17 protein-coding genes are annotated in these 20,018 nt (G+C 68.9%); 5 read left to right on the forward strand and 12 right to left on the reverse strand.

Annotated features, from left to right (window positions below):
• Positions 1-41 precede the first annotated feature (41 nt).
• From KXR53_RS14430 to KXR53_RS14440, 3 genes are all read right to left on the reverse strand, one after another.
• The gene (locus tag KXR53_RS14430) at positions 42-986 is read right to left on the reverse strand and encodes a hypothetical protein (RefSeq protein ID WP_437375874.1); all 945 of its coding nucleotides are present in this window, start codon (positions 984-986) and stop codon (positions 42-44) included.
• 289 nt (positions 987-1,275) lie between these two features.
• The gene (locus KXR53_RS14435) at positions 1,276-2,289 is read right to left on the reverse strand and encodes a DNA glycosylase AlkZ-like family protein (RefSeq protein ID WP_437375875.1); all 1,014 of its coding nucleotides are present in this window, start codon (positions 2,287-2,289) and stop codon (positions 1,276-1,278) included.
• Positions 2,290-2,636: 347 nt separating this feature from the next.
• Positions 2,637-3,323, reverse strand: a complete 687-nt coding sequence (locus KXR53_RS14440; protein ID WP_437375876.1) for a B3/B4 domain-containing protein — start codon at positions 3,321-3,323, stop codon at positions 2,637-2,639.
• A gap of 49 nt (positions 3,324-3,372) precedes the next feature.
• On the opposite strand from KXR53_RS14440, the gene KXR53_RS14445 reads away from it, so the two are divergent.
• Complete coding sequence (locus KXR53_RS14445) at positions 3,373-3,984, forward strand: helix-turn-helix domain-containing protein (protein ID WP_437375877.1); 612 nt, start codon at positions 3,373-3,375, stop codon at positions 3,982-3,984.
• Between the two features lie 184 nt (positions 3,985-4,168).
• On the opposite strand, the gene KXR53_RS14450 is transcribed toward KXR53_RS14445, so the two are convergent.
• The 3 genes from KXR53_RS14450 to KXR53_RS14460 form a co-directional block, all read right to left on the reverse strand.
• Positions 4,169-5,635: an NAD-dependent succinate-semialdehyde dehydrogenase gene (locus KXR53_RS14450; RefSeq protein WP_437375878.1), complete on the reverse strand. Its 1,467-nt coding sequence runs from the start codon at positions 5,633-5,635 to the stop codon at positions 4,169-4,171.
• Positions 5,636-5,832: 197 nt separating this feature from the next.
• The gene (gabT, locus tag KXR53_RS14455; protein ID WP_437375879.1) at positions 5,833-7,113 is read right to left on the reverse strand and encodes a 4-aminobutyrate--2-oxoglutarate transaminase; all 1,281 of its coding nucleotides are present in this window, start codon (positions 7,111-7,113) and stop codon (positions 5,833-5,835) included.
• An 88-nt stretch (positions 7,114-7,201) separates the two neighbouring features.
• Positions 7,202-8,104 carry a LysR substrate-binding domain-containing protein gene (locus KXR53_RS14460; protein WP_437375880.1) on the reverse strand — a complete coding sequence of 301 codons (903 nt, stop codon included), beginning with the start codon at positions 8,102-8,104 and terminating at the stop codon, positions 7,202-7,204.
• A 91-nt stretch (positions 8,105-8,195) separates the two neighbouring features.
• Here KXR53_RS14460 and KXR53_RS14465 point away from each other — a divergent pair, with 91 nt between their 5' ends.
• The 4 genes from KXR53_RS14465 (at position 8,196) to soxR (ending at position 13,740) form a co-directional block, all read left to right on the forward strand.
• Positions 8,196-9,848, forward strand: a complete 1,653-nt coding sequence (locus tag KXR53_RS14465) for a calcium-binding protein (RefSeq protein ID WP_437375881.1) — start codon at positions 8,196-8,198, stop codon at positions 9,846-9,848.
• Between the two features lie 129 nt (positions 9,849-9,977).
• Positions 9,978-11,912, forward strand: coding sequence for a calcium-binding protein (locus tag KXR53_RS14470; RefSeq protein WP_437375882.1), 1,935 nt, complete (start codon positions 9,978-9,980; stop codon positions 11,910-11,912).
• Positions 11,913-12,042: 130 nt separating this feature from the next.
• Positions 12,043-13,200 (forward strand): MFS transporter, encoded by a 1,158-nt coding sequence (locus KXR53_RS14475; RefSeq protein WP_437375883.1) that lies wholly within the window; start codon positions 12,043-12,045, stop codon positions 13,198-13,200.
• A gap of 78 nt (positions 13,201-13,278) precedes the next feature.
• Positions 13,279-13,740, forward strand: a complete 462-nt coding sequence (gene soxR / locus KXR53_RS14480; protein ID WP_437359542.1) for a redox-sensitive transcriptional activator SoxR — start codon at positions 13,279-13,281, stop codon at positions 13,738-13,740.
• On the opposite strand, the gene KXR53_RS14485 is transcribed toward soxR, so the two are convergent.
• From KXR53_RS14485 to efeB, 6 genes are all read right to left on the reverse strand, one after another.
• Positions 13,737-14,516 (reverse strand): ABC transporter permease, encoded by a 780-nt coding sequence (locus KXR53_RS14485; protein ID WP_437375884.1) that lies wholly within the window; start codon positions 14,514-14,516, stop codon positions 13,737-13,739. The two genes, soxR and KXR53_RS14485, sit on opposite strands and share 4 nt — an antisense overlap.
• Positions 14,513-15,436 carry an ABC transporter ATP-binding protein gene (locus KXR53_RS14490; RefSeq protein ID WP_437375885.1) on the reverse strand — a complete coding sequence of 308 codons (924 nt, stop codon included), beginning with the start codon at positions 15,434-15,436 and terminating at the stop codon, positions 14,513-14,515. The genes KXR53_RS14485 and KXR53_RS14490 overlap by 4 nt, the downstream gene beginning before the upstream one ends.
• Positions 15,433-16,581 carry an ABC transporter permease gene (locus tag KXR53_RS14495; protein ID WP_437375886.1) on the reverse strand — a complete coding sequence of 383 codons (1,149 nt, stop codon included), beginning with the start codon at positions 16,579-16,581 and terminating at the stop codon, positions 15,433-15,435. The genes KXR53_RS14490 and KXR53_RS14495 overlap by 4 nt, the downstream gene beginning before the upstream one ends.
• Positions 16,582-16,601: 20 nt before the next feature.
• On the reverse strand, positions 16,602-17,531 hold the full coding sequence (gene osmF / locus KXR53_RS14500) for a glycine betaine ABC transporter substrate-binding protein OsmF (protein WP_437375887.1): 930 nt from the start codon (positions 17,529-17,531) through the stop codon (positions 16,602-16,604).
• A 282-nt stretch (positions 17,532-17,813) separates the two neighbouring features.
• Positions 17,814-18,638 (reverse strand): iron uptake system protein EfeO, encoded by an 825-nt coding sequence (efeO, locus tag KXR53_RS14505; protein WP_437375888.1) that lies wholly within the window; start codon positions 18,636-18,638, stop codon positions 17,814-17,816.
• 56 nt (positions 18,639-18,694) lie between these two features.
• Complete coding sequence (gene efeB / locus KXR53_RS14510; RefSeq protein WP_437375889.1) at positions 18,695-20,005, reverse strand: iron uptake transporter deferrochelatase/peroxidase subunit; 1,311 nt, start codon at positions 20,003-20,005, stop codon at positions 18,695-18,697.
• Between the last annotated feature and the right edge of the window lie 13 nt (positions 20,006-20,018).

Genomic DNA, 20,018 nt, shown 5'->3' on the forward strand with positions numbered 1-20,018 from the left:
CCCATCCGCGGCCAGCGCCGATGGCCGGCTGACGCGGGGTGTCAGCCGTACCGGCCCAGGCTGCGGGCGATGATCTGCATCGCGGTCCATTCCCCGCCGGCCTGGCGGCGGCCGCGGTCTTCGGGGTTCGGCGGCCCCGGATCGGGCGGCGATGCGGCCGCGGGCGGGCCGGTGTCGCCGGGCTCGGCCGCCGCCGGTCGGCCGGGAGGCGGCTCGGGGGGCAGTCTCATGACGACGTTGTCGTCGTCGTCGAAGACCTCGCCGGTGTCGATGTTGACCAGGTAGGCTTCGTCCCCCGGGAGGCCGAGATCGGCGGCGGGGATGCAGCGATAGCGTCCGGCGGCGGACGGCTCCGGCGGCCCGGGCGGCGGCGGGAAGACCCAGGCTGTCGGCCCGGCGGCCGAGCCGCCTGCTGCTCCCTGCGGACCGGCCCGATCGGCTTTGGCCCGGTCGGGGTCAAGGCCGGCGGCGAGGGCGCGGCGGGACAGGCCGATGTCGCGGCCCAGGCGCAGGATCAGGGTCTCGAGCGGCAGGACGGTGTCGGCGAGGTCGGCGTCGATGCGCTCGTCCTCGACCAAGCGGGTCCAGAGCTCGGTGGTCAGCCGCTCCTGCGCCTCGGGCTTTTCGGTGGCGATGGCGCGGGAGACGCGCTGGGCGACGGCCTGGCGCCGGTCGTCCTTCTCCTCCTGCCGCCGGTTCCGGCGGTCCTCGGCCGCGCGCAGCGTCTCCTCGCGCTGCTCCCGCAGCTTGGCCTTCAGCGCGACGGCGCGGCGGATGCCGAGGAACAGGCGGCTGAAGCCAGCCTCGGCATTGGCGGCGCGGTCGAGATCGCCGGCCTGGAGGGCGGCGACGCCCTGGGCCTGGAAGGCGCGGGCCAGCCCCAGGGCGAGGTCCCGCATCTCATCCAGCGCCGCGACATCGCGGGCGTCCGGCCCCGTGGCCGGTTCGGCGGCGGATGTCTCGGCACTGGTGGCGGTATCGACCATCTCTGTATTAGAACAAAACAGGAACATAAAGTCAAGCGAAACCGCGCCTCGGTCGAACCTAGTCGCAGGTTCAAGGGCCGTACCTGCTGGATGGCCACGCCCCTGCGGGGCTCGCCATGACGGTTCTGGATACCGTGCCGGGGAGATGAGGAGGCTTGGCTCGACGGTATCGGACCGTCCGCCGCGAGCGCCGGTGATGGTCGGCAAGGGCGGCAAGCGGTCACTGGACGTCTGAATGCGCCGTCACCGCAATTCCCAAACCCACTTTGGCCAGTCATTCCTAGAGATATCAAATCCAGCGGACCGCAATCGGACCGTTCAGACTCGACAGCGGCAGAGCCACCGCTTCGGCTTCCACCGCCTCCCGTTCGGCAGAGGAGAGGCGGCGCCACGCCTCAATCGAGACCTCGCCCGCCGATCGGCGCCAAACACCGGCGATCTCCCCGTTCACGAGCAGCGCGCCAGGCCACACGCGGGTCGTCCACAGGGCGGCCCGCCGCTTGGCGTCGGGCACGAGGAGCATTCGATCGGCTCCCCACAGGAGGTAGTACGCATCTCCGCTGGGGACGAGCCGTGCGGGCGCAGCAGGCCCGGACTGGGTCCGAAACGCTGTCTCGTCCTCGGCGAGGATCCAGGCTTCGCCGACCGGCGTACGCACCGGCGTCAGCGCACCATCGAGCGCCTCCCACGCCGAGTGCGCGTCCGCGGGCCGTGTCCCGGCCCAGCGCGCGAACGACAGTGCCGTCGCCGGACCGAAGACGTGGAGATAGCGGCGCACGAGTTCGAGCCGCGCATGCCGCGGGTCCATGTCGGGCGTCGGCCCGGTCCAGACGACAGGCTGGCGCGCGCCGTCCCAGCGCAGGAGGACCGTGCCCGTCGGCGCAGCGTACCGGAGGCTGTTTGGATGCACGCCCATCTCGCGGCCGGCTTGGCCGAACGGCATCCGTCGGCCGTTGAGGAATGCCTGCAGCTGGGACGCGGTGTCATGCGCCCTCGCGCGGCCACGGGCGTCCTCCGGCAGCCGCCCGAGCGAGAATACGGGGAGGTCCCTGGCGGCCACGACATAGGCGCTGAACCGCGGGCCCCAAAGCTGGACCAAGGACGGGTGCTCCCAGGTTGTCGGGCCTGCGCCCTCAACTCGCGCATGGATCGACAGCAGAGCGGCGCGCGGCATGGAGTCCTGCAACCCGGCCCATGCTGCCCGGCGGAGTGATTCTGTCCCCTCGGGCAGGCGTTCGTCGAGCGAGCCGATCCGCCGCCTGAAACCCAGGATCTGCGACCGCGAGAGCTCAAGCCGAAGCATGCCGCGCGGATGCTCGCATATTTCGACGCAATGCCTTCAAAGCCGAGCTTACGGGAAACGGCCGTCAAGGTGAAAGGCTGTCTGGGGCAAATGGCAGCCTGTTGGCTTAGGCTCACGGCGAAATGCCGGTACGGATGGCCGCATCGGGGGCGCCCGGCGATGCCGTGCCGATCCGGACGTCGCAGGCCCGATCTGGCACCATCGATCACCCGCATCTGGATCTAACGGCCGCGGCCGAAACGCCGCATGCTGTAAGCGGCCCGGCATCGGCCGGACCGTCGTGATGCCCCGGCGTCGCTGGGGAGAGGGGAGGCGCGATGCGCGCGACCTGCCTCGGGCCGCCCGGCTCAGGGACTCAGCGGCGTGGTTTCGATCCGGGCGTCCGGGGCGATCGCGCGGATGCCGTCGGCCAGCTCGCGGCCGATCGCCTCCAGCGCCTCGATCGGCATCGGCTCCAGCCGCTCGATCACGAACCACATCTCGGTGGTTGGCAGGTCGAGGCGGGTGCGCGGGCCCTGGCGCCAGTTCCAGCGCCGGCAGGTGACGCCGCGGTCATCGCGCCAGATCACCTCGCCCGGCTCCGGATGCTCGACCGCGGGCTCGCCGTTCGACAGGGTCTCGAAGATCTCGTCGCCCGCGGCCCGCACCAGCCGCGGCGGCCCCTCATAAGCGGCCAGGTCCTCGCCGCCGATCGGCACGGCCCAGCGCACGCTCAGCGCGTTGTAGAGATCGACCAGCCGGTTGATCGGCGGCAGCCCGCCGTCGCGCTGGGCCCGCTTGCGCAGCGCCTCGGCCGAGCAGGGGGTGCGCTGCGGCTTGGCGCCGAAGCCGCGATAGGCCTCGCGCCAGGCCTCCAGATGCGCCGCCGCCCAGCCCGGCCCATCCGCCGCGGCCCGGCACGCCTCGGCCAGCCGGGCCGCGCTGTCGGCGTCGCTCGGGCTGTTGCGGGCGCCGCGCGCCACCAGGCTCAGCGCGACGAAGTCGGGGCGCAGCGCCCGGATGGCGGGATCGACGACGGGCGGGGAGGACAGCATCGGCTCGGTTCGCTAAAATGACCAGAAAGATCACTTTGATGAATAGGGCATGATGACCGAACAGGTCAATATACTGACCGATGATGCCGAGGCGGCGACCGCGGCGGCGGTGGCGCGTCATGTCGCCGAGCTGCGGCGGGCGCGGCGGCTGTCGCTGGACGGGCTCGCCCGGGTCTCCGGCGTCAGCAAGGGCATGCTGGTGCAGATCGAGAACGCCCGCTCCAACCCCTCGATCGCGACGCTGTGCCGGGTGGCCGCGGCCCTCGGCGTCTCGGTGGCGCAGCTGGTGGATCTGGGCGGAGAGCAGGTGGTGCGGCTGGTCGGGCCGGAGGAGGCGGCGCGGCTCTGGGCCGGGCCGGAGGGCGGCCGCGCGGTGCTGCTGGTGGGCAGCGACGGGCCGGACATGCTGGAGCTGTGGAGCTGGGAGCTGAAGCCGAAGGAGCGGCATGTCTCGGACCCGCACCCGGCCGGCACGCGCGAGCTGCTACACGTCACGGCCGGCACGCTGGTCCTCGAGGTCGAAGGCCGTCCGCACGAGGTGCCGGCCGGCACCTCGGCCCTGCTGCGCAGCGACCGGCCGCACACCTATGCCTGCAAGGGCGCGCGGCCGGTCCGCTTCACCATGGCGGTGATGGAGCCGCACACGATGGGGCGGTTCTGACGAAGAGGGGAGGGCCGGCGGCCCTCCCGCCTCGTTCTGCATTGGCGGCTAGCGAAAGGATCGTCATTGCGAGCGCAGCGAAGCAATCCAGAGCCGTTTGGCGTGGCCCCTGGATTGCTTCGTCGGCTTCGCCTCCTCGCAATGACGGTTCTCTCCTCGAACCGCCATCGCGAGCTTGTCGGCCCTACCCGCCCATCCCGGCGAGCAGGACGTATTTCAGCTCCACGAACTCCTCGATGCCGTGATGCGAGCCCTCGCGGCCGAGGCCGGATTCCTTGACCCCGCCGAAGGGCGCCACCTCGGTGGCGACGATGCCGGCATTGACGCCGACGATGCCGTAGTCCAGCGCCTCCGCCACCCGGAACACACGGCCCAGGTCGCGGGCGTAGAAATAGGCGGCGAGGCCGAAGGGCGTGGCGTTGGCCTGGGCCACCACATCCGCCTCGTCGCGGAAGCGGTAGACCGGGGCCAGCGGGCCGAAGGTCTCTTCCTGCGTCACCACCATCTCGGTGGTGGCGCCGGACAGCACCGTCGGCTCGAAGAAGGTACCGCCCAGGGCGTGGCGCTTGCCGCCGGTGACGACGGTCGCGCCCTTGGACAGCGCGTCGGCGATGTGGCGCTCGGTCTTCTCCACCGCCTCGGCCGTGATCAGCGGGCCCTGGACCACGCCGGGCTCGACGCCGTTGCCGACCTTCATCGCCTTCACCTTCTCGGCGAAGCGGGCGACGAAGTCGTCATAGACCCCGTCCTGGACGTAGATCCGGTTGGCGCAGACGCAGGTCTGGCCCATGTTGCGGAACTTCGAGGCCAGCGCGCCCTCGACCGCGGCGTCGATATCGGCGTCGTCGAAGACGATGAAGGGCGCGTTGCCGCCCAGCTCCAGCCCGACCTTCTTCACCGTGTCCGCGGCCTGCCGCATCAGCAGCTTGCCGACCTGGGTCGACCCGGTGAAGCCGACGAACTTCACCGCCGGGTGGCCGGTCAGGACCTTGCCGATCTTCGGCGCGTCGCCGGTGATCACGTTCAGCACGCCGGCCGGTACGCCGGCGCGCACGGCGAGCTCGGCGAGGGCGAGGGCGGTCAGCGGCGTCTCCGGCGCCGGCTTGATCACGGCGGTGCAGCCGGCGGCCAGGGCCGGCGAGACCTTGCGGGTGATCATCGCCGCCGGGAAGTTCCAGGGCGTGATCGCCGCGACCACGCCGACCGGCTGGCGCAGCACCAGGATGCGGGCGTCGGCGCGGTGGCTCGGGATGGTCTCGCCGTAGATGCGCTTGGCCTCCTCGGCATAGAACTCGACGAAGGAGGCGGCGTAGTCGACCTCGCCCCGCGCCTCGGCCAGCGGCTTGCCCTGCTCGCTGGTCATGATCAGGGCGATGTCCTCCTTGTTCGCCAGGATCAGGTCGAACCAGCGGCGCAGGATGGCGGAGCGCTCCTTGGCGGTCTTCTTGGCCCAGGGGCCGAAGGCGGCCTCGGCGGCCTCGACGGCGTCGGTGGCCTCGGCCTCGCCGAAGCGGGGCACGCGGCCCAAAGTCTCGCCGGTCGCCGGATTGGTCACCGGATCGACGGCCTCGCCGATCCAGGAGCCGCCGATCAGGTTCTGGCTCTTCAGCAGGGTCGGGTCGTTCAAGGGCAGAGCGGGCAGGGTCAGCATAAGGACCTCACGGGGGTCACGGAACGGGATGCTCTTGGATGGCGAGGCCGCACGCCCCCTCACCCGAAATCGCTGCGCGATTTCGACCTCTCCCCAAGGAGAGGTGAAGGGGCGGCGCTCGTTTCCCTCTCCTCGGGGAGAGGGAGGGGCCCGCCGCGTTGGCGGCGGGAGGGTGAGGGGGTGGGCGTTGCCGGCGACTACGCCGCCGCCAGGGCCTGCTCCAGCACGTCCAGGCCTTCGTCGACGATGGCGTCGCTGGCGGTCAGCGGCACCAGGATGCGGATGACATTGGCGTTGACGCCGCAGGACAGCAGCACCAGGCCGTTCTCATAGGCCTTCTGCGTCACTCGCCTGGTGGCGTCGGCATCCGGGTCGAAGGTGCCGCGCGACTTGACGATCTCGAAGGCGACCATGCCGCCCAGGCCGCGGATGCCCGCGATCGGCAGCAGATCGTTGCGCCGCGACAGCGTCTCCAGCCGCGCCTTGATCCGAGCGCCGATGGCGTTGGAGCGGTCCAGCAGCCTCTCCTCCTGGAACACCTCCAGCACCGCCAGCGCCGCGGCGCAGGACAGCGGGTTGCCGGCATAGGTGCCGCCGAGGCCGCCCGGATCGGCCGCGTCCATGATCGGCGCCCGGCCGATCACGCCCGACAGCGGGAAGCCGCCGGCCAGGCTCTTGGCGACGCAGATCAGGTCGGCCTCGACGTCGAAATGCTCCATCGCGAACATCTTGCCGGTGCGGCCGAAGCCGGTCTGCACCTCATCGGCGATCAGCACGATGCCGTGCTCGTCGCAGATCCTGCGCAGGGCGCGCATCAGCTCGGCCGGGGTCTCGTAGAAGCCGCCCTCGCCCTGCACCGGCTCGATGATGATCGCGGCGACGCGCGACGGGTCGACATCGGCCTTGAACAGGAAGCTCAGCGCCTTCAGCGAATCCTCGACGGTCACACCGTGATGGGCGACCGGGAAGGGCAGGTGCCAGACCTCGGGCAGCACAGGCCCCAGGCCCTTCTTGTACGGCACCACCTTGCCGGTCATGGCCGAGGCCATGACGGTGCGGCCGTGGAAGGCGCCGGTGAAGGAGATCACACCGCTGCGGCCGGTGGCGGCGCGGGCGATCTTCACCGCATTCTCGGTCGCCTCGGCGCCGGTGGTGAAGAACACCGACTTCAGCGGGCCGCTGATCGGCGCCAGCGCGTTCAGCTTTTCCGCCAGCTCGATATACGGCTCGTACAGCAGCACCTGGAAGCAGGTGTGGGTGAACTTCGCCATCTGCTCCTGCACCGCGGCGATCACCTTCGGATGGCAATGGCCGGTGTTGACCACCGCGATGCCGCCGGCAAAGTCGACATAGCGCTTGCCCTCGACGTCCCAGATCTCGGCGTTCAGCGCCCGGGCGGCGGAGAGCGGCGTGGCGTGCCCGACCCCGCGGACGACGGCGGCGTTGCGACGCTCAAAAAGCTCGGCATTGGTGGTCATGGACATCCCCTCAGGTCAGGCTGTGACTAGAAGGTCGGTGCGGCAGGGCCGCTGCACAATCGCTTAGTTTGAACGCGTCCGGTGCATCCTATGCACCATTGCCGTTCGGCGTCGCGAACAGCTCGCGCAGCCACTGCCGCAGCGTGGCCAGGCCGGGCTCGTCCCAGCGCGCCGCCTCGGACAGGAAGTAGTAGCCGCCGAGGCGGATGTCGGACGGCACCATCTCGACCAGCCCGCCGGCGGCCAGGTCCTCGCCGGCCAGCACGGCGTTGGCCAGGGCGACGCCCTGGCCCAGCCGCGCCGCCTCGATCGCCAGATGGGCGTGCCACAGCCGCGGTCCGCGCAGGGGCGGCAGATCCGGCACCCCGGCCCGGCGCAGCCAGCGCTCCCACTGCTCGGTCGACTCCTCGTGGATCAGCGGCAGGCGCAGTAGGTCGGCCGGGGCCGCGACATCGGCGTGGCGGGCGCGGAAGGCGGCGCTGGCCACCGGGAAGACGCGCGGGCTGGACAAGAGCTCGGCCCGCACCCCGTCGCGCGGCGTGGCCGCCTCCAGGTAGATGATCTCGGCATCGGCCTCATCGCGGGCGAAGTCGGGCCGGGCCAGGGTCGGCAGCAGGGTGATCTCATGCTCCGGCAGCAGCGCCTCCAGCTCCGGCAGCCGCGGCAGCACCCGGCGCGAGGCGACGCCGGGGGCGCACCAGATGGCGAGCGTGCGGCGGCGGGGCGCCGACAGCTCGGCGGTGGCGCGCTCGATCAGGTCCAGGGCCTGGGCGATCTGGGCCAGGTAGCGCTGCCCCTCCGGCGTCAGCGCCAGGCCGCGGCCGGCGGGGCGCAGCAGCCGGGCGCCCAGCCGCTGCTCCAGGTTGCGGACATGGCGCGACACCACGGTGTGGCTGACCGCCAGCTCCTCCCCCGCGGCGCGGACGCTGCCGAGGCGGCCGACGGCCTCGAAGGCGCGGAGCGCGAGGAGCGGGGGCAGGCGGCGGGCCATGGCGGTCTCGGGGCGATGGTCGGGCGAGGCGGACCCTAGCACGGCCGCGGTGCGGCGGGGGCGTCTCGGCGATATGTGAATTTTTTCACGAATGCGCAGAATCCGGATTGCGAAGCGGGGCGAAGCCGGGATTAAGCTGGTGTGGGCGCGGGAGGGCCGGGAGAACACCGGCCGAGGCGCGCCGATTTTGGTGGGGGAGAATTTCATGCCGGTATTTTCGGGCACGGCTGCAGCCGACAGGATCGTCGGCAGCGCCGAGGCGGACCAGATTTACGGTCTCGATGGGAACGACATTCTCTATGGCGTCGACGGCAACGACTGGCTGGTCGGGGGGCTGGGCGCGGACATCATGGTCGGCGGTCTCGGCGACGACTCCTACGATGTCGATTCGGCCGGCGACCAGGTGGTGGAGCGGGCCGGCGAGGGCATTGACCGGGTGCGCGCTTCGATCAGCCACCAGCTGGCGGCCAATATCGAGATCCTGACCCTGTCGGGCACGGCCGACATCAACGGCTTCGGCAACGCACTGGACAACACGATCCTCGGCAATGCCGGGAACAACGTGCTCAACGGCGGCGCCGGCAATGACGCGATGGCCGGGGGCGCGGGGAACGACACCTACGACGTGGACTCGACCGAGGACGTCGTGAGCGAGGGGGCCAATGCCGGCTACGACCGGGTGCGGGCCTCAGCAAACTACATTCTCGGCGCCAATGTCGAAGAGCTGGTTATGGTCGGGACCGGGGATATCGGCGGCCTGGGAAACTCCCTCGACAACACACTGATCGGCAATTCGGGTGCCAATGCGTTTTCCGGCCTGGGGGGGAATGACTGGATCAGCGGCGGCGCTGGTGACGACTCCATCAGCGGTGGCGCGGGCCTCGACCAGATTTTCGGCGGGTCCGGTGGTGACTACTTCATCGTGCGTTCGGGGGATCTGGTCGCCGGCGAGCGCTACGACGGGGGAGATGGCGATGACGGTCTTGAGTTGAGGCGGTCATCAGGCAGCACTAGCATCGATCTGTCCGGAGTCAATATTACCGGAATTGAGAGGCTGTTCGCCGCGGGCGGATATACACAGGTTTCGCTGACGGCGGGCCAAGCCGACTCCCTGAAGGTGGTGTCGTTTGAAGGGCTGAACAATCCATCCATCCTCCAGGTGACCAATGGAGGCCTCATCGATCTGTCCGATGCCACTCAACTCGCTGTGCAGACCCTGCGGCTCTCCGACAGCGGCAACACCCTGATATTGCCGGGGACCGGCTTCAATCTTCCTGAGGTTCAGGGGGGAGCCGGGGCCGACGTGGTCCAAGGCGGGCCATTGTCCAGCGAGATCCATGGCAATGGTGGAGACGATGATCTCAGAGGCGACGCCGGGTTCGATCTGCTGGAAGGCGGTGCTGGCGACGATCGTCTGACCGGAGGAGCCGGCGACGATTGGCTGGTCGGCGGTGCTGGCGCGGATCAGTTCATCTATCACGCCGGCGCCAATGGGCTGGATCATGTCAGTGACTTCATCGCCTCGGCAGGTGAGGACAAGCTGGTCTTCGAGGATTTGCTCCACGGCACCTTCAGCTATCGCGGGGCCGCAGCCTTCACCGCAGGCGGCAACAGCGAGGCGCGGTTCTCGGGCGAGGATGTACTGGTCGATACGGATGGCAACGGCACCGTAGACATCACCATCTACCTGACCGGCATGACCACCGCGTCGCAACTGCAAGCGTCCGACTTCGTGTTCTCCTGATCGCAGCCATCGGCCGAGATTTCTTCGAGCCGACGGTGGCGACGGGATCGGGAGCGTTCTGCAACACCGGGCGGACGGGCCGAAACAACAGCGGCCGCTGCGCCGGATTTGAAATGGCAGGGGGATTTCATGCCAGTATTTTCGGGCACGGCCGCGGCCGACAGGATCGTCGGCAGCGCCGAGGCGGACCAGATCTACGGTCTCGCCGGTGACGACAAGCTCTATGGCGCGGACGGCAATGACTGGCTGGTCGGGGGGCTGGGTGCGGACATCATGGTCGGCGGCCTCGGCGACGATTCCTACGATGTCGATTCGGCCGGCGACCAGGTGGTGGAGCGGGCGGGCGAGGGCACCGACCGGGTGCGCGCCTGGATCAGCCATCAGCTCGCGGCCAATGTCGAGATCCTGACGCTGGCCGGGACAGCCGACATCAACGGCTTCGGCAACGCGCTCAACAACACCATCATTGGTAACGCCGGGAACAATGTCCTCAACGGCGGCGCCGGCGACGACGCGATGGCCGGGGGCGCGGGCGACGACGTCTACGACGTCGATTCGGCCGGCGACACGGTAGTGGAGGCGGCGGGCGAGGGCCATGATCGGGTGCGGTCGCCGGTCAGCTGGCAACTCGGCGCCAATGTCGAGGATCTGACCCTCGGCGGCACCGGCGACCTGATCGGCACCGGCAACGCCCTGAGTAACATGATCATCGGCAATGCCGGGAACAACGTGCTCAACGGCAACGCCGGCGACGACGTTCTGATCGGCCGCGCTGGGAATGACGTCTATGACGTGGATTCAGCGGGAGACCAGGTCCAAGAGGCGGCAAACGAAGGCTACGACCGGATACGGTCGTCGGTCAGTTATCAGCTCAGCTCGAATATTGAGGAGTTAAACCTCACCGGCACGGCGGAGAATGGCATCGGCAACGCTTTGGCGAACACTATCGTCGGCAATGCGGGGGCCAACGTGCTGACCGGCGGGGCAGGGGACGACGTGCTGATCGGCCGTGGCGGCAATGATACCTATGATGTGGACTCGGCCGGCGACAAGATCCAGGAGGACTTCGACCAGGGGCGTGATCTAGTCCTTGCCTCTATCAGCTATCAGCTCGGCGCCAATGTTGAGGACCTGACCTTGACTGGGTTAGCCAATATCAACGGAATCGGAAATCTTTTTGGTAACACTATTACCGGAAACTCTGGAGACAATATCTTAAATGGTGGTCTTGAGGCGGATATTCTAGTTGGCGGTGGCGGAAATGATATTTACGAAATATTTTCGAATGATGCTTCTCCGGATCGAATTTTGGAAATGGAGGACGGTGGAATAGATCTTGTAGTGTGTACAATTGGTGTCTGGCAGCTTGCCGAGAATGTTGAAAATTTAATTCTGACCGGGAAAAATGCTTTAGGATACGGTAATGGGTTGGCAAACGTCATCAGCGGCAGTGCCTGGGATAACGATATTCGCGGTGAGGGTGGAAACGACACTATCATCGGCGATGGTGGCTTCGATACGCTGTCTGGAGGAACCGGCGACGATATAATTCAGGCTAAGGATGGGGCGCGCTGGATCGATGGTGATGAAGGAAATGACCGAATAACGACTGGAAGCGGTGTAACCATTGTCGAGGGTGGTGCCGGTGACGATATTATCGATTCGGATGCGTCATTTTGGTCAATTTCAGGAGATGACGGAAGTGATGTGATAAGAGGAGGAAGTGGAGATAATATTATTTTGGGTGGTCGCGACGATGACTATTTGTCTGGTGGATTGGGGGCGGATGAATTCAGGTATGTTCCCAATCCCAACGGTGTGGATACGATAGCAGATTTTAGTTCTTCCGAGGGTGATAAGTTGGCCTTCTGGGATATGCTTCACGGCACCTTCAGCTATCTCGGGTCGGCGGCTTTCACTGCCAGCGGCAACAGCGAGGCACGGTTCGCGGGCGGGCAGGCGCTTGTCGATACCGATGGCAACGGCACAGCGGACACCACCATCAACCTGACAGGGTTCACTTCCGCATCGCAGCTTCAAGCCTCCGACTTTGTGTTCTCTTAACGGGTTGGGGCGGAGACCCGATGGCCTCCGCCCCGCATTTCCCGAATGCTGCATTGCAGCAATCGTATGACGTTTGGCGAAGATAAGCGCGCATCCTAGGGGCGACATCCCGTCACCGGATTCGCCCCTCATGCCGCTGCCGCTCTTCGCTCTGGCCGTTGCCGCCTTCGGCATCGGCACCACCGAATTCGTGATCATGGGCCTCCTGCCCGACGTGGCGCGGGACCTCGGCGTCTCAATCCCGGCGGCGGGCATGCTGGTCTCGGGCTATGCCCTCAGCGTCACCGTCGGCGCGCCGATCGTGGCGCTGATGACGGCGAAGCTGCCGCGCAAGACCACGCTGCTCGGGCTGATGGGCGTGTTCATCCTCGGCAATCTGATGTGCGCCCTGGCGCCCGACTATTGGTCGCTGATGGCGGCGCGGGTGCTGACGGCGCTGTGCCACGGCGCCTTCTTCGGCATCGGCGCCGTCGTCGCCGCCGGCCTCGTGCCGCGGCACCAGCGGTCCCGCGCCATCGCGCTGATGTTCTCCGGCCTCACCCTCGCCAACGTCCTGGGCGTGCCGTTCGGCACCGCGCTCGGCCATGTCGCCGGCTGGCGCGCCACCTTCGGCGCCATCGTGCCGATCGGTGTCGCGGCGGCCCTCGCCATCGCCTTCGTGCTGCCGCGCGACCGCGAGGCGCCGGCGGGCAACCTGCTGTCCGAGTTCTCGGTGCTGCGCAAGCCGCAGGTGCTGCTGGCCATGGCGCTCAGCATCCTGTCCTCGGTCAGCCTGTTCAGCGTCTTCACCTACATCACCCCGATCCTCGAGACCGTCTCCGGCCTGACGCCGCAGGGCGTCACCACGGCGCTGCTGCTGTTCGGCGTCGGCATCACCGTCGGCAACCTGTTCGGCGGCCGCCTGGCCGACTGGCGGCTGATGCCGGCGGTGATGATGAGCTTCACCGCGCTGGCCGTGGCCTGCGCCGGCTTCGGCCTGGCCGCACCCTTCATGGTGCCGGCCGTCGCGGCGATGGTGCTGTGGGGCGTCGTCCAGTTCAGCCTCGGCGCGCCGCTGCAGACCCGGGTGGTCGACCAGGCGCATGAGGCGCCGAACCTGGCCTCGACCCTGAACCAGGGCGCCTTCAACCTCGGCAACGCCGTGGGCGCCTGGCTCGGCGGCGCGGCGATCACCGCCGGCATGCCCTATGGCCAGATCCCGTATCTCGGCGCCGCCGTGGCCGTGGTCGGGCTCGCCGTGGCTCTCCTGTCTTACGCTCTCGACAAGCGCGCCCCGGCTCTTGCCTGAGCGACCCGTCACCGGTTGATCATCGCCAGCAACAAGCTCAAGTTAGCTTGAAAGCTCGATCGGCACGGTGGCGGAGCCATGGACGGGGTCCTGACGATCAACCAGGTGTCGCGGCGCAGCGGCGTCGCGGCCTCGGCGCTGCGCTATTACGAGGAGCGGGGGCTGATCCGGTCGGAGCGCGCCGGCTCCGGCCATCGCCGCTTTCCGCGGGCGGTGCTGCGGCGGATCGCCTTCATCGTCTTCGCCCAGCGCATCGGCATGTCGCTGGACGAGATCAAGGCCGAGCTGGACAAGCTGCCGACCGACCATATTCCGACCGGCGAGGACTGGTCGCGCCTGTCGGGCGGCTGGACCCGGCGGATCGACGAGCGGATCGCGGAGCTCGAGCGGCTGAAATCCGGGCTGGCCGGCTGCATCGGCTGCGGCTGCCTGTCGCTGTCCTCCTGCGGCCTCGTCAACCCGGCGGACCGCGCCGCCCGGCTCGGGCCGGGACCGCGCTTCTGGGTCGGCGACAGCAAGCCGCGATCCGAGAAGCCTTAGGCGCGCTTCCAGCGCTGCAGCAGGTCGGTCAGGCGGCCGAGGGCGAAATCGGCCAGCACCGCCAGCATGCCCACCACCAGCGCGCCCTGGATGACATAGGCCAGGTTGTTGCCGTTCAGCCCGACGATGATCGGCGTGCCCAGCGTCTTGGCGCCGACGGTCGAGGCGATCGCCGCGGTGCCGATATTGATCGCGACCGAGGTGCGGATGCCGGCCAGGATCACCGGCGCCGCCAGGGGCAGCTCGACCGAGACCAGGCGCCGGGCCGGCCCCATGCCCATGCCCTCGGCCGCGTCGCGCGCCGCCGGCGGCACCTGCTCCAGCCCGGCGATGGTGTTCTCGACGATCGGCAGCAGGCCGTAGAGCGACAGGGCGATCAGCGCCGGCCAGGCGCCGAAGCCGATCAGCGGCACCGTGATCGCCAGCACCGCCACCGGCGGGAAGGTCTGGCCCATCGCCGTCACGGTCTCGACCAGGCCGCGGAACTCGGCCCCGGCCGGGCGGGTGACGAAGATGCCGGCGGCGACCCCGATCACGGTCGCGATCAGGCTCGACGCCCCGACCAGCAGCACATGGGCCAGCACCAGCGCGGCGAAGCTGTCGGCCTCGTAGAAGGGCCGCTCCAGCTGCGGGAACCAGGCGGCGAAGAGCGGCCTAGTCAGCGGCAGCCCGAACACCAGCGCGGCGAAGCCCGCGGCCAGCCACAGCAGCGGGTCGCGCCAGGGGCGCCAGGCAGGCCGGACGGGGCCGGCCGCGGCGGGCTGGGCGACGCTCATGCTCGCACCAGATCGTCGAGATGCAGGTTGCCCAGCGGCTTACCGTCCGCCGCCGCCACCGGCGCCCGGTCGGCATGGCGCGCCACCAGGATCGACAGCGCGGTGCGCAGCGAGGCCTCGGCCGGGATCGGCGCGCCGTCGGCGGCCTCGCCGGGCCGTACCCGGTCGGCCGCGGTCTCGGTCGCCAGCAGCTTTAGGCCGAGATCGTCGCGGCCGATGAAGTCGCGCACGAAGTCGTTGGCCGGGGAGGTCAGGATCTCGCGCGGGCTGCCCAGCTGCACCAGCCTTCCATGGTCGAGGATTGCGATCTGGCTGGCGAGGCGCAGCGCCTCGTCCATATCGTGGGTGACGAAGACAATGGTCTTGCCGGTCTCGCGGTGGATCCGCGCCAGCTCGCCCTGCAGCGCGTCGCGGGTGATGGGGTCGAGCGCGCCGAAGGGCTCGTCCATCAGCAGCACCTCGGGGTCCGCCGCCAGCGCCCGGGCGACGCCGACCCGCTGCTGCTGACCGCCGGACAGCTGATGCGGGTATTTCTCCGCGAAGCGCGGGTCGAGCTGCAGCAGGTCCAGGAGCTCGCGCACCCGGTTGTCGATCTTCGGCTGGGGCCAGCCCAGCAGGGCTGGTACCGCGGCGATGTTGCGGGCCACCGTCCAATGCGGAAACAGGCCGATCGACTGTATGGCGTAGCCCATGCGCCGGCGCAGCGCCTCGACCGGGATCTTCGTCACGTCCTCGCCGCCGACCTTGAGCGTGCCTTCGGTGTGCGGGATCAGCCGGTTGATCATCCTGAGGCTGGTCGATTTGCCGGAGCCGGAAGAGCCGATCAGGGCGCAGAAGGCGCCTTCGGGAATGGTCAGGGTCAGGTCGTCGACCGCGGTGATGCCGTCGAACACCTTGCTGACATGCTCGAACTCGATCATGCAGTCCTCCCCTGCAGGGCGGCGACCAGGATGCGGAACACGGCGTCGACCGTCACCGCCATCAGGATGATCGGCAGGGCGCCCAACAGCACCAGGTCGAGGGCGTTGGCGAACAGGCCTTGGAACATCACGGCGCCGAGGCCGCCGGCGCCGATCAGCGCCGCCACCGCGGCCAGGCCGATCGCCTGGATCAGGGTGATGCGCAGGCCGGACAGGAAGACCGGCAGGGCCAGCGGCACCTCGACCTCGCGGAAGATCTGCCGCCGGGTCATGCCGATGCCGCGGGCGGCGTCGATCACCCCGGCCTCGACCTGGCCCAGCCCGGCGGCGGTGTTGCGGGCGATCGGCAGCAGGGAATAGAGGCACAGCGCGATCACCGCCGGGGTGATGCCGATGCCGCTGACGCCGAGCCAGGGCAGGGCGGAGGAGAGGGCGGAGAGCGGCGCGATCAGGAGGCCGAACAGCGCGATCGAGGGGATCGTCTGGATGATGCCGAGGATCGAGAAGATCGGCCCGCGCGCGGCGGCGGAGCGATGCGCGGCGATGCCCAGCGGCACGCCGATCAGCAGGGTCGGGACCAGCGCCAGCCCGACCAGCAGCAGGTGGCGCAGCACCTGTGGGCCGAAGACGCCATGCTGCTGGACATATTCCTTCATCAGCGACAGCTGGTCGACCGCGCCGCCCGCGATCAGCGCCGCGATCGGGACCGCCAGCAGCAGCGCCACGCCGAGCCGGGCCAGCGGACCGAGATCCAGCCGACGGGCGGCGTCGGCGGCGGCCAGCAGCGCCGCCAGGACCAGCAGCCAGAAGCCAGAGCCGAAGGAGGTGCGGGCCGAGGGCCGGGCGCCGGCGGCCAGCAGCTCGGCCTGGACCCCCGCCAGCCAGACCAGGCCGATGGCGATACCGATGCCGAGCAGGAGCTGCATCGTCAGCGACGGCCGCCGCGGCGGCACCAGCGCCCCAGCCAGCAGCAGGGCGGCGGCCGCCAGCACCAGCGGTCCCCAGGGCCCGGCCAGGTCCAAGGCCGCAATCGGCCGGCCGGACAGCAGCCGGTTCGGCGCATGGGTCAAGAGCGGCAGCGTCAGCACCGCGGCCACCGCGAGCGCCCCCAGCACCAGCAGCACCCGGTTGCGGATGGCGATCATGGCAAGGAAGGGCCGTCGCCCTATTTGAGGAAGCCCTTCGCCTTCAGATACTCGGCCGCGACCTGCTGCGGGTCCTCGCCGTCGACCGCGATCTTGCCGTTCAGCTCCTGCAGGGTCTTGAGGTCGAGCGAGGCGAAGACCGGGTCCAGCGCCTCCTTGATCTTTGGGTGCTTGGCCAGGACATCGGCGCGGATCGTCGCCGCCGGCTCGTAGACGATCTGCGCGCCCTTGTTGTCCTCCAGCACCACCAGCCCGACCGAGGAGATGGCGCCGTCGGTGCCGTAGACCATGGCGGTGTTGACGCCGGAGGTCTGCTCCGCCGCGGCGCGGATGGTGGCGGCGGTGTCGCCGCCGGCCAGGGTGACGATCTGGTCCTGCTTCAGCTTGAAACCGTAGACCGACTGGAAGGAGGGCAGGGCCGCCGGGCTCTCGACGAACTCGGCCGAGGCCGCGAGCTTGACCTCGCCGCCGCCATTCACCCATTTGGCGAAGTCCTCCAGCGTCTTCAGCTGGTTGCTGTCCGCCACCTCCTGGCGCACGGCGAGCGCCCAGGTGTTGTTGGCCGGCGCCGGGGCCAGCCAGACGATCTTGTTCTGCGCCTCGTCCAGCTGCTTGACCTTGTCGTAGCCGGCCTGGGCGTTCTTCCACACCGGGTCGGTGTCGATGTTGAAGAAGAAGGCGCCGTTGCCGGTGTATTCCGGATAGACGTCGATCTCGCCAGCCAGGATCGCGCTGCGCACGATCTTGGTGGTGCCGAGCTGCAGCTTGTTCTCGGTCGGGATGCCGTTGGCCTCCAGCACCTGCAGGATGATGCTGCCCAGCAGGCGGCCCTCGGTGTCGACCTTGGAGCCGACGCGGACCGCATCGGCGGCCAGGGCGGCGGAGGCGGCCAGAATGCCGGCGCCGAGCACGGCGGCGGCCAGGATGCGCTTGAACGGGGAGGGGGTCATGAGCGCTGCCTTCTCTGTTCGGGCCGAACGGAACGGGAGGTTCTCTTCACCGAATGCGTTCGCCGGCTCGCTTGTTCCGGTTGCGAAGGAACAGCTTAATTGACGTTCGTCAAACGTCAATTCTGGGCAAAAAATCTTAATGGATCTGTAGAAAATGGAGCGGGAGAGCTCCACCCTAAACTGTCATGCCCGGGCTTGACCCGGGCATCCAGAGTCTGTCGAGACCCACTGGATTGCCGGGTCACGCCCGGCAATGACAGAGCGGGAGGGGCGGAATGCTGCTCAGCTCAGGCCCAGCGTGCCGCGCAGTTGGGACAGGTCCTCGGCCAGAGCGGTGATCGGGCCCTTCAGCGCGGTGCGGTCGGCCTCGGTCAGCTTGTCGTAGGTCTCGAAACCGCCGTCCGGGGTCTTGTACTTGGCCAGGATGCCGTCGACCGTCTTGAAGTTCGCGTCGACCTTGGTCAGCAGGGCCTTATCGCTCTTCTCCAGGATCGGGCGCAGCAGATCGACGATCTTCTTGGCGCCGTCGACATTAGCCTGGAAGTCCCACAGATCGGTGTGGCTGTAACGGTCCTCCTCGCCGGAGATCTTGGTCGCCGCGACCTCCTCGATCAGCGCCGCGGCGCCGCCCACCACCTTGTCCGGCGGGGTGGTCAGGTCCTTGATCCGGCCCTGCAGGTCCGTCACGTCGGCCATCAGCTTGTCGGCGAAGGGCGCCAGGCCCTCGATCGACTGCTTGGCGAACAGCCCATATTCGATGCGGTGGAAGCCGGTGAACTCCGGATCCGCCTCGTTCTGGGCGTGGTCGTCGGCGCGCGAATCGATGCTGGCGTCGAGGTCGGCGAACAGTTCGGCGAGCGGCTCGATCCGCTCGTAATAGACACGGCTCGGCGCGTACAGCGCCTGCGCCTTCTTCAGATCGCCGCCCTTCACCGCCTCGGTGAACTGGCGGGTGTGCTCGACGAACTGGTCGACCTCGCCGATGACCCAGGTCTTGTACTGCGCGATCGGCTCGACCAGCTCGAGCGGTGAGGGCGGCGCGGCCAGGGCCCCGGATGCGGCCAGCAGCGCGGCGGCGCCGACGCTGAGAGTCAGAATGCGTTTCATGTTCAACCCCCTCTTGTCACAGCCCTTTGGGCGATGGTTCGGTTGGTGTTGCGACCTCAGGTCGAGACCGATTGCAGCAGGCCCTGGCCCAGATACCCGTCCTTGTCCGGAACCCCCGGCAGGGCGAAGAAATAGCCGCCGCCGGTCGGCTTGATGTATTCCTCCAGCGGCTCGCCGTTCAGCCGCTGCTGCACCGCGATGAACCCCGCGTCCAGGCTTGCCTGGAAGCAGATGAACAGCAGGCCCATGTCGAGCTGTCCCGACTTGCTGACCCCGCGCGAGTAGTTGAACGGTCGGCGCAGAATCAAGCTGTTGGCGGTCTCGCGGGTGCGCGGATTGGCCAGGCGGATATGGGCGTCGAGCGGCATCACCTTGCCCTCGGGGTCGCGCGAATAGTCCGGCACGTCGAACTCGTCCTTCCCGCCCAGGGGCGCGCCGGACGCCTTCTCGCGGCCCATGATCGCCTCCTGCTCTCCCAGAGGGGTGCGATCCCAGCGCTCGACGAAGTTGCGGATGATGCGCACCACCTGATAGGTGCCGCCGACCGTCCAGGCCGGCTCCTCCGTCCCCGGCCGGATCCAGACGATCCGGTCCATCGTCGCGGCGTCGGTCGGGTCCGGGTTGGCGGTGCCGTCCTTGAAGCCCAGCAGGTTGCGCGCCGTCTCCTTGCGGCCGGTTTTGGTGGTCGCGGCCGGCAGGAACCCATCCAGCTTCCAGCGCAGCGCCAGCAGGTCCGGCGTCGCCTTCAGCACCGCGCGCAGGGCGTGGATATTGGCCTCCGGCGTGTTGGCGCTGAACTGCAGCAGCAGGTCGCCGTGGCAGTATTCCGGGTCCAACGCGTCATTGGGGAAGCTGGTCATGGCCACCAGCTCGCGCGGCTTCACCGCGGCCAGGCCGAAGCGCTGGTCGAACAGCGAGGCGCCGACGGCGACGGTCACGGTCAGGTTGTCCGGCACGATTACCGGCCCCAGCACGCCGGAATCGGCCGGCGGGAACTTGGGGTCCAGCTCCGGCGGGGTGCCGCCGCCCATCAGGAAGGCGATGCGCTCGGTCAGGGTGCGGAACAGCCGCTCCAGATCCGGCCGCGAGGTGGCCAGCACGTCGAAGGACGCGACGAGGCCGGCGGCGGGGGAGGGGGTGACGATCCCGGCCTGGTGCTCGCCGTGGAAGGGCTGCACCTGCTGCGCGGCCTCGGCGTCGCGGCCGGGCGGCTGCTTCATCGACTGGGCGACGGCCGGCGCCGCGGCCAGCGCGCCCAGCGCGGCGCCGCTTCCGGCCAGGCCGCGCAGCACGGCGCGCCGGCTCGGCGCCGGCAGGTCGGTGGCGGGAGCGGGGGTCTTTCCCTGGTCTTCGTCGATGGTGCTCATGGCGGTCGGTCCA

The organism is Inquilinus limosus (assembly GCF_051487185.1).
In the GTDB taxonomy this organism is placed as follows: Bacteria; Pseudomonadota; Alphaproteobacteria; order DSM-16000; family Inquilinaceae; genus Inquilinus; species Inquilinus limosus_F.

What these genes read in the sequence shown, in the direction of transcription:
- KXR53_RS14465 (WP_437375881.1), top strand. Translation starts at nt 8,196, where the DNA reads ATGCGCAGAATCCGGATTGCGAAGCGGGGCGAAGCCGGGATTAAGCTG.
- soxR (WP_437359542.1), top strand. Translation starts at nt 13,279, where the DNA reads ATGGACGGGGTCCTGACGATCAACCAGGTGTCGCGGCGCAGCGGCGTC.
- KXR53_RS14485 (WP_437375884.1), bottom strand. Translation starts at nt 14,516, where the DNA reads ATGAGCGTCGCCCAGCCCGCCGCGGCCGGCCCCGTCCGGCCTGCCTGG.
- KXR53_RS14475 (WP_437375883.1), top strand. Translation starts at nt 12,043, where the DNA reads ATGCCGCTGCCGCTCTTCGCTCTGGCCGTTGCCGCCTTCGGCATCGGC.
- KXR53_RS14440 (WP_437375876.1), bottom strand. Translation starts at nt 3,323, where the DNA reads ATGCTGTCCTCCCCGCCCGTCGTCGATCCCGCCATCCGGGCGCTGCGC.
- KXR53_RS14450 (WP_437375878.1), bottom strand. Translation starts at nt 5,635, where the DNA reads ATGCTGACCCTGCCCGCTCTGCCCTTGAACGACCCGACCCTGCTGAAG.
- KXR53_RS14495 (WP_437375886.1), bottom strand. Translation starts at nt 16,581, where the DNA reads ATGATCGCCATCCGCAACCGGGTGCTGCTGGTGCTGGGGGCGCTCGCG.
- efeB (WP_437375889.1), bottom strand. Translation starts at nt 20,005, where the DNA reads ATGAGCACCATCGACGAAGACCAGGGAAAGACCCCCGCTCCCGCCACC.
- KXR53_RS14445 (WP_437375877.1), top strand. Translation starts at nt 3,373, where the DNA reads ATGATGACCGAACAGGTCAATATACTGACCGATGATGCCGAGGCGGCG.
- osmF (WP_437375887.1), bottom strand. Translation starts at nt 17,531, where the DNA reads ATGACCCCCTCCCCGTTCAAGCGCATCCTGGCCGCCGCCGTGCTCGGC.
- KXR53_RS14470 (WP_437375882.1), top strand. Translation starts at nt 9,978, where the DNA reads ATGCCAGTATTTTCGGGCACGGCCGCGGCCGACAGGATCGTCGGCAGC.
- KXR53_RS14490 (WP_437375885.1), bottom strand. Translation starts at nt 15,436, where the DNA reads ATGATCGAGTTCGAGCATGTCAGCAAGGTGTTCGACGGCATCACCGCG.
- KXR53_RS14430 (WP_437375874.1), bottom strand. Translation starts at nt 986, where the DNA reads ATGGTCGATACCGCCACCAGTGCCGAGACATCCGCCGCCGAACCGGCC.
- gabT (WP_437375879.1), bottom strand. Translation starts at nt 7,113, where the DNA reads ATGACCACCAATGCCGAGCTTTTTGAGCGTCGCAACGCCGCCGTCGTC.
- efeO (WP_437375888.1), bottom strand. Translation starts at nt 18,638, where the DNA reads ATGAAACGCATTCTGACTCTCAGCGTCGGCGCCGCCGCGCTGCTGGCC.
- KXR53_RS14435 (WP_437375875.1), bottom strand. Translation starts at nt 2,289, where the DNA reads ATGCTTCGGCTTGAGCTCTCGCGGTCGCAGATCCTGGGTTTCAGGCGG.
- KXR53_RS14460 (WP_437375880.1), bottom strand. Translation starts at nt 8,104, where the DNA reads ATGGCCCGCCGCCTGCCCCCGCTCCTCGCGCTCCGCGCCTTCGAGGCC.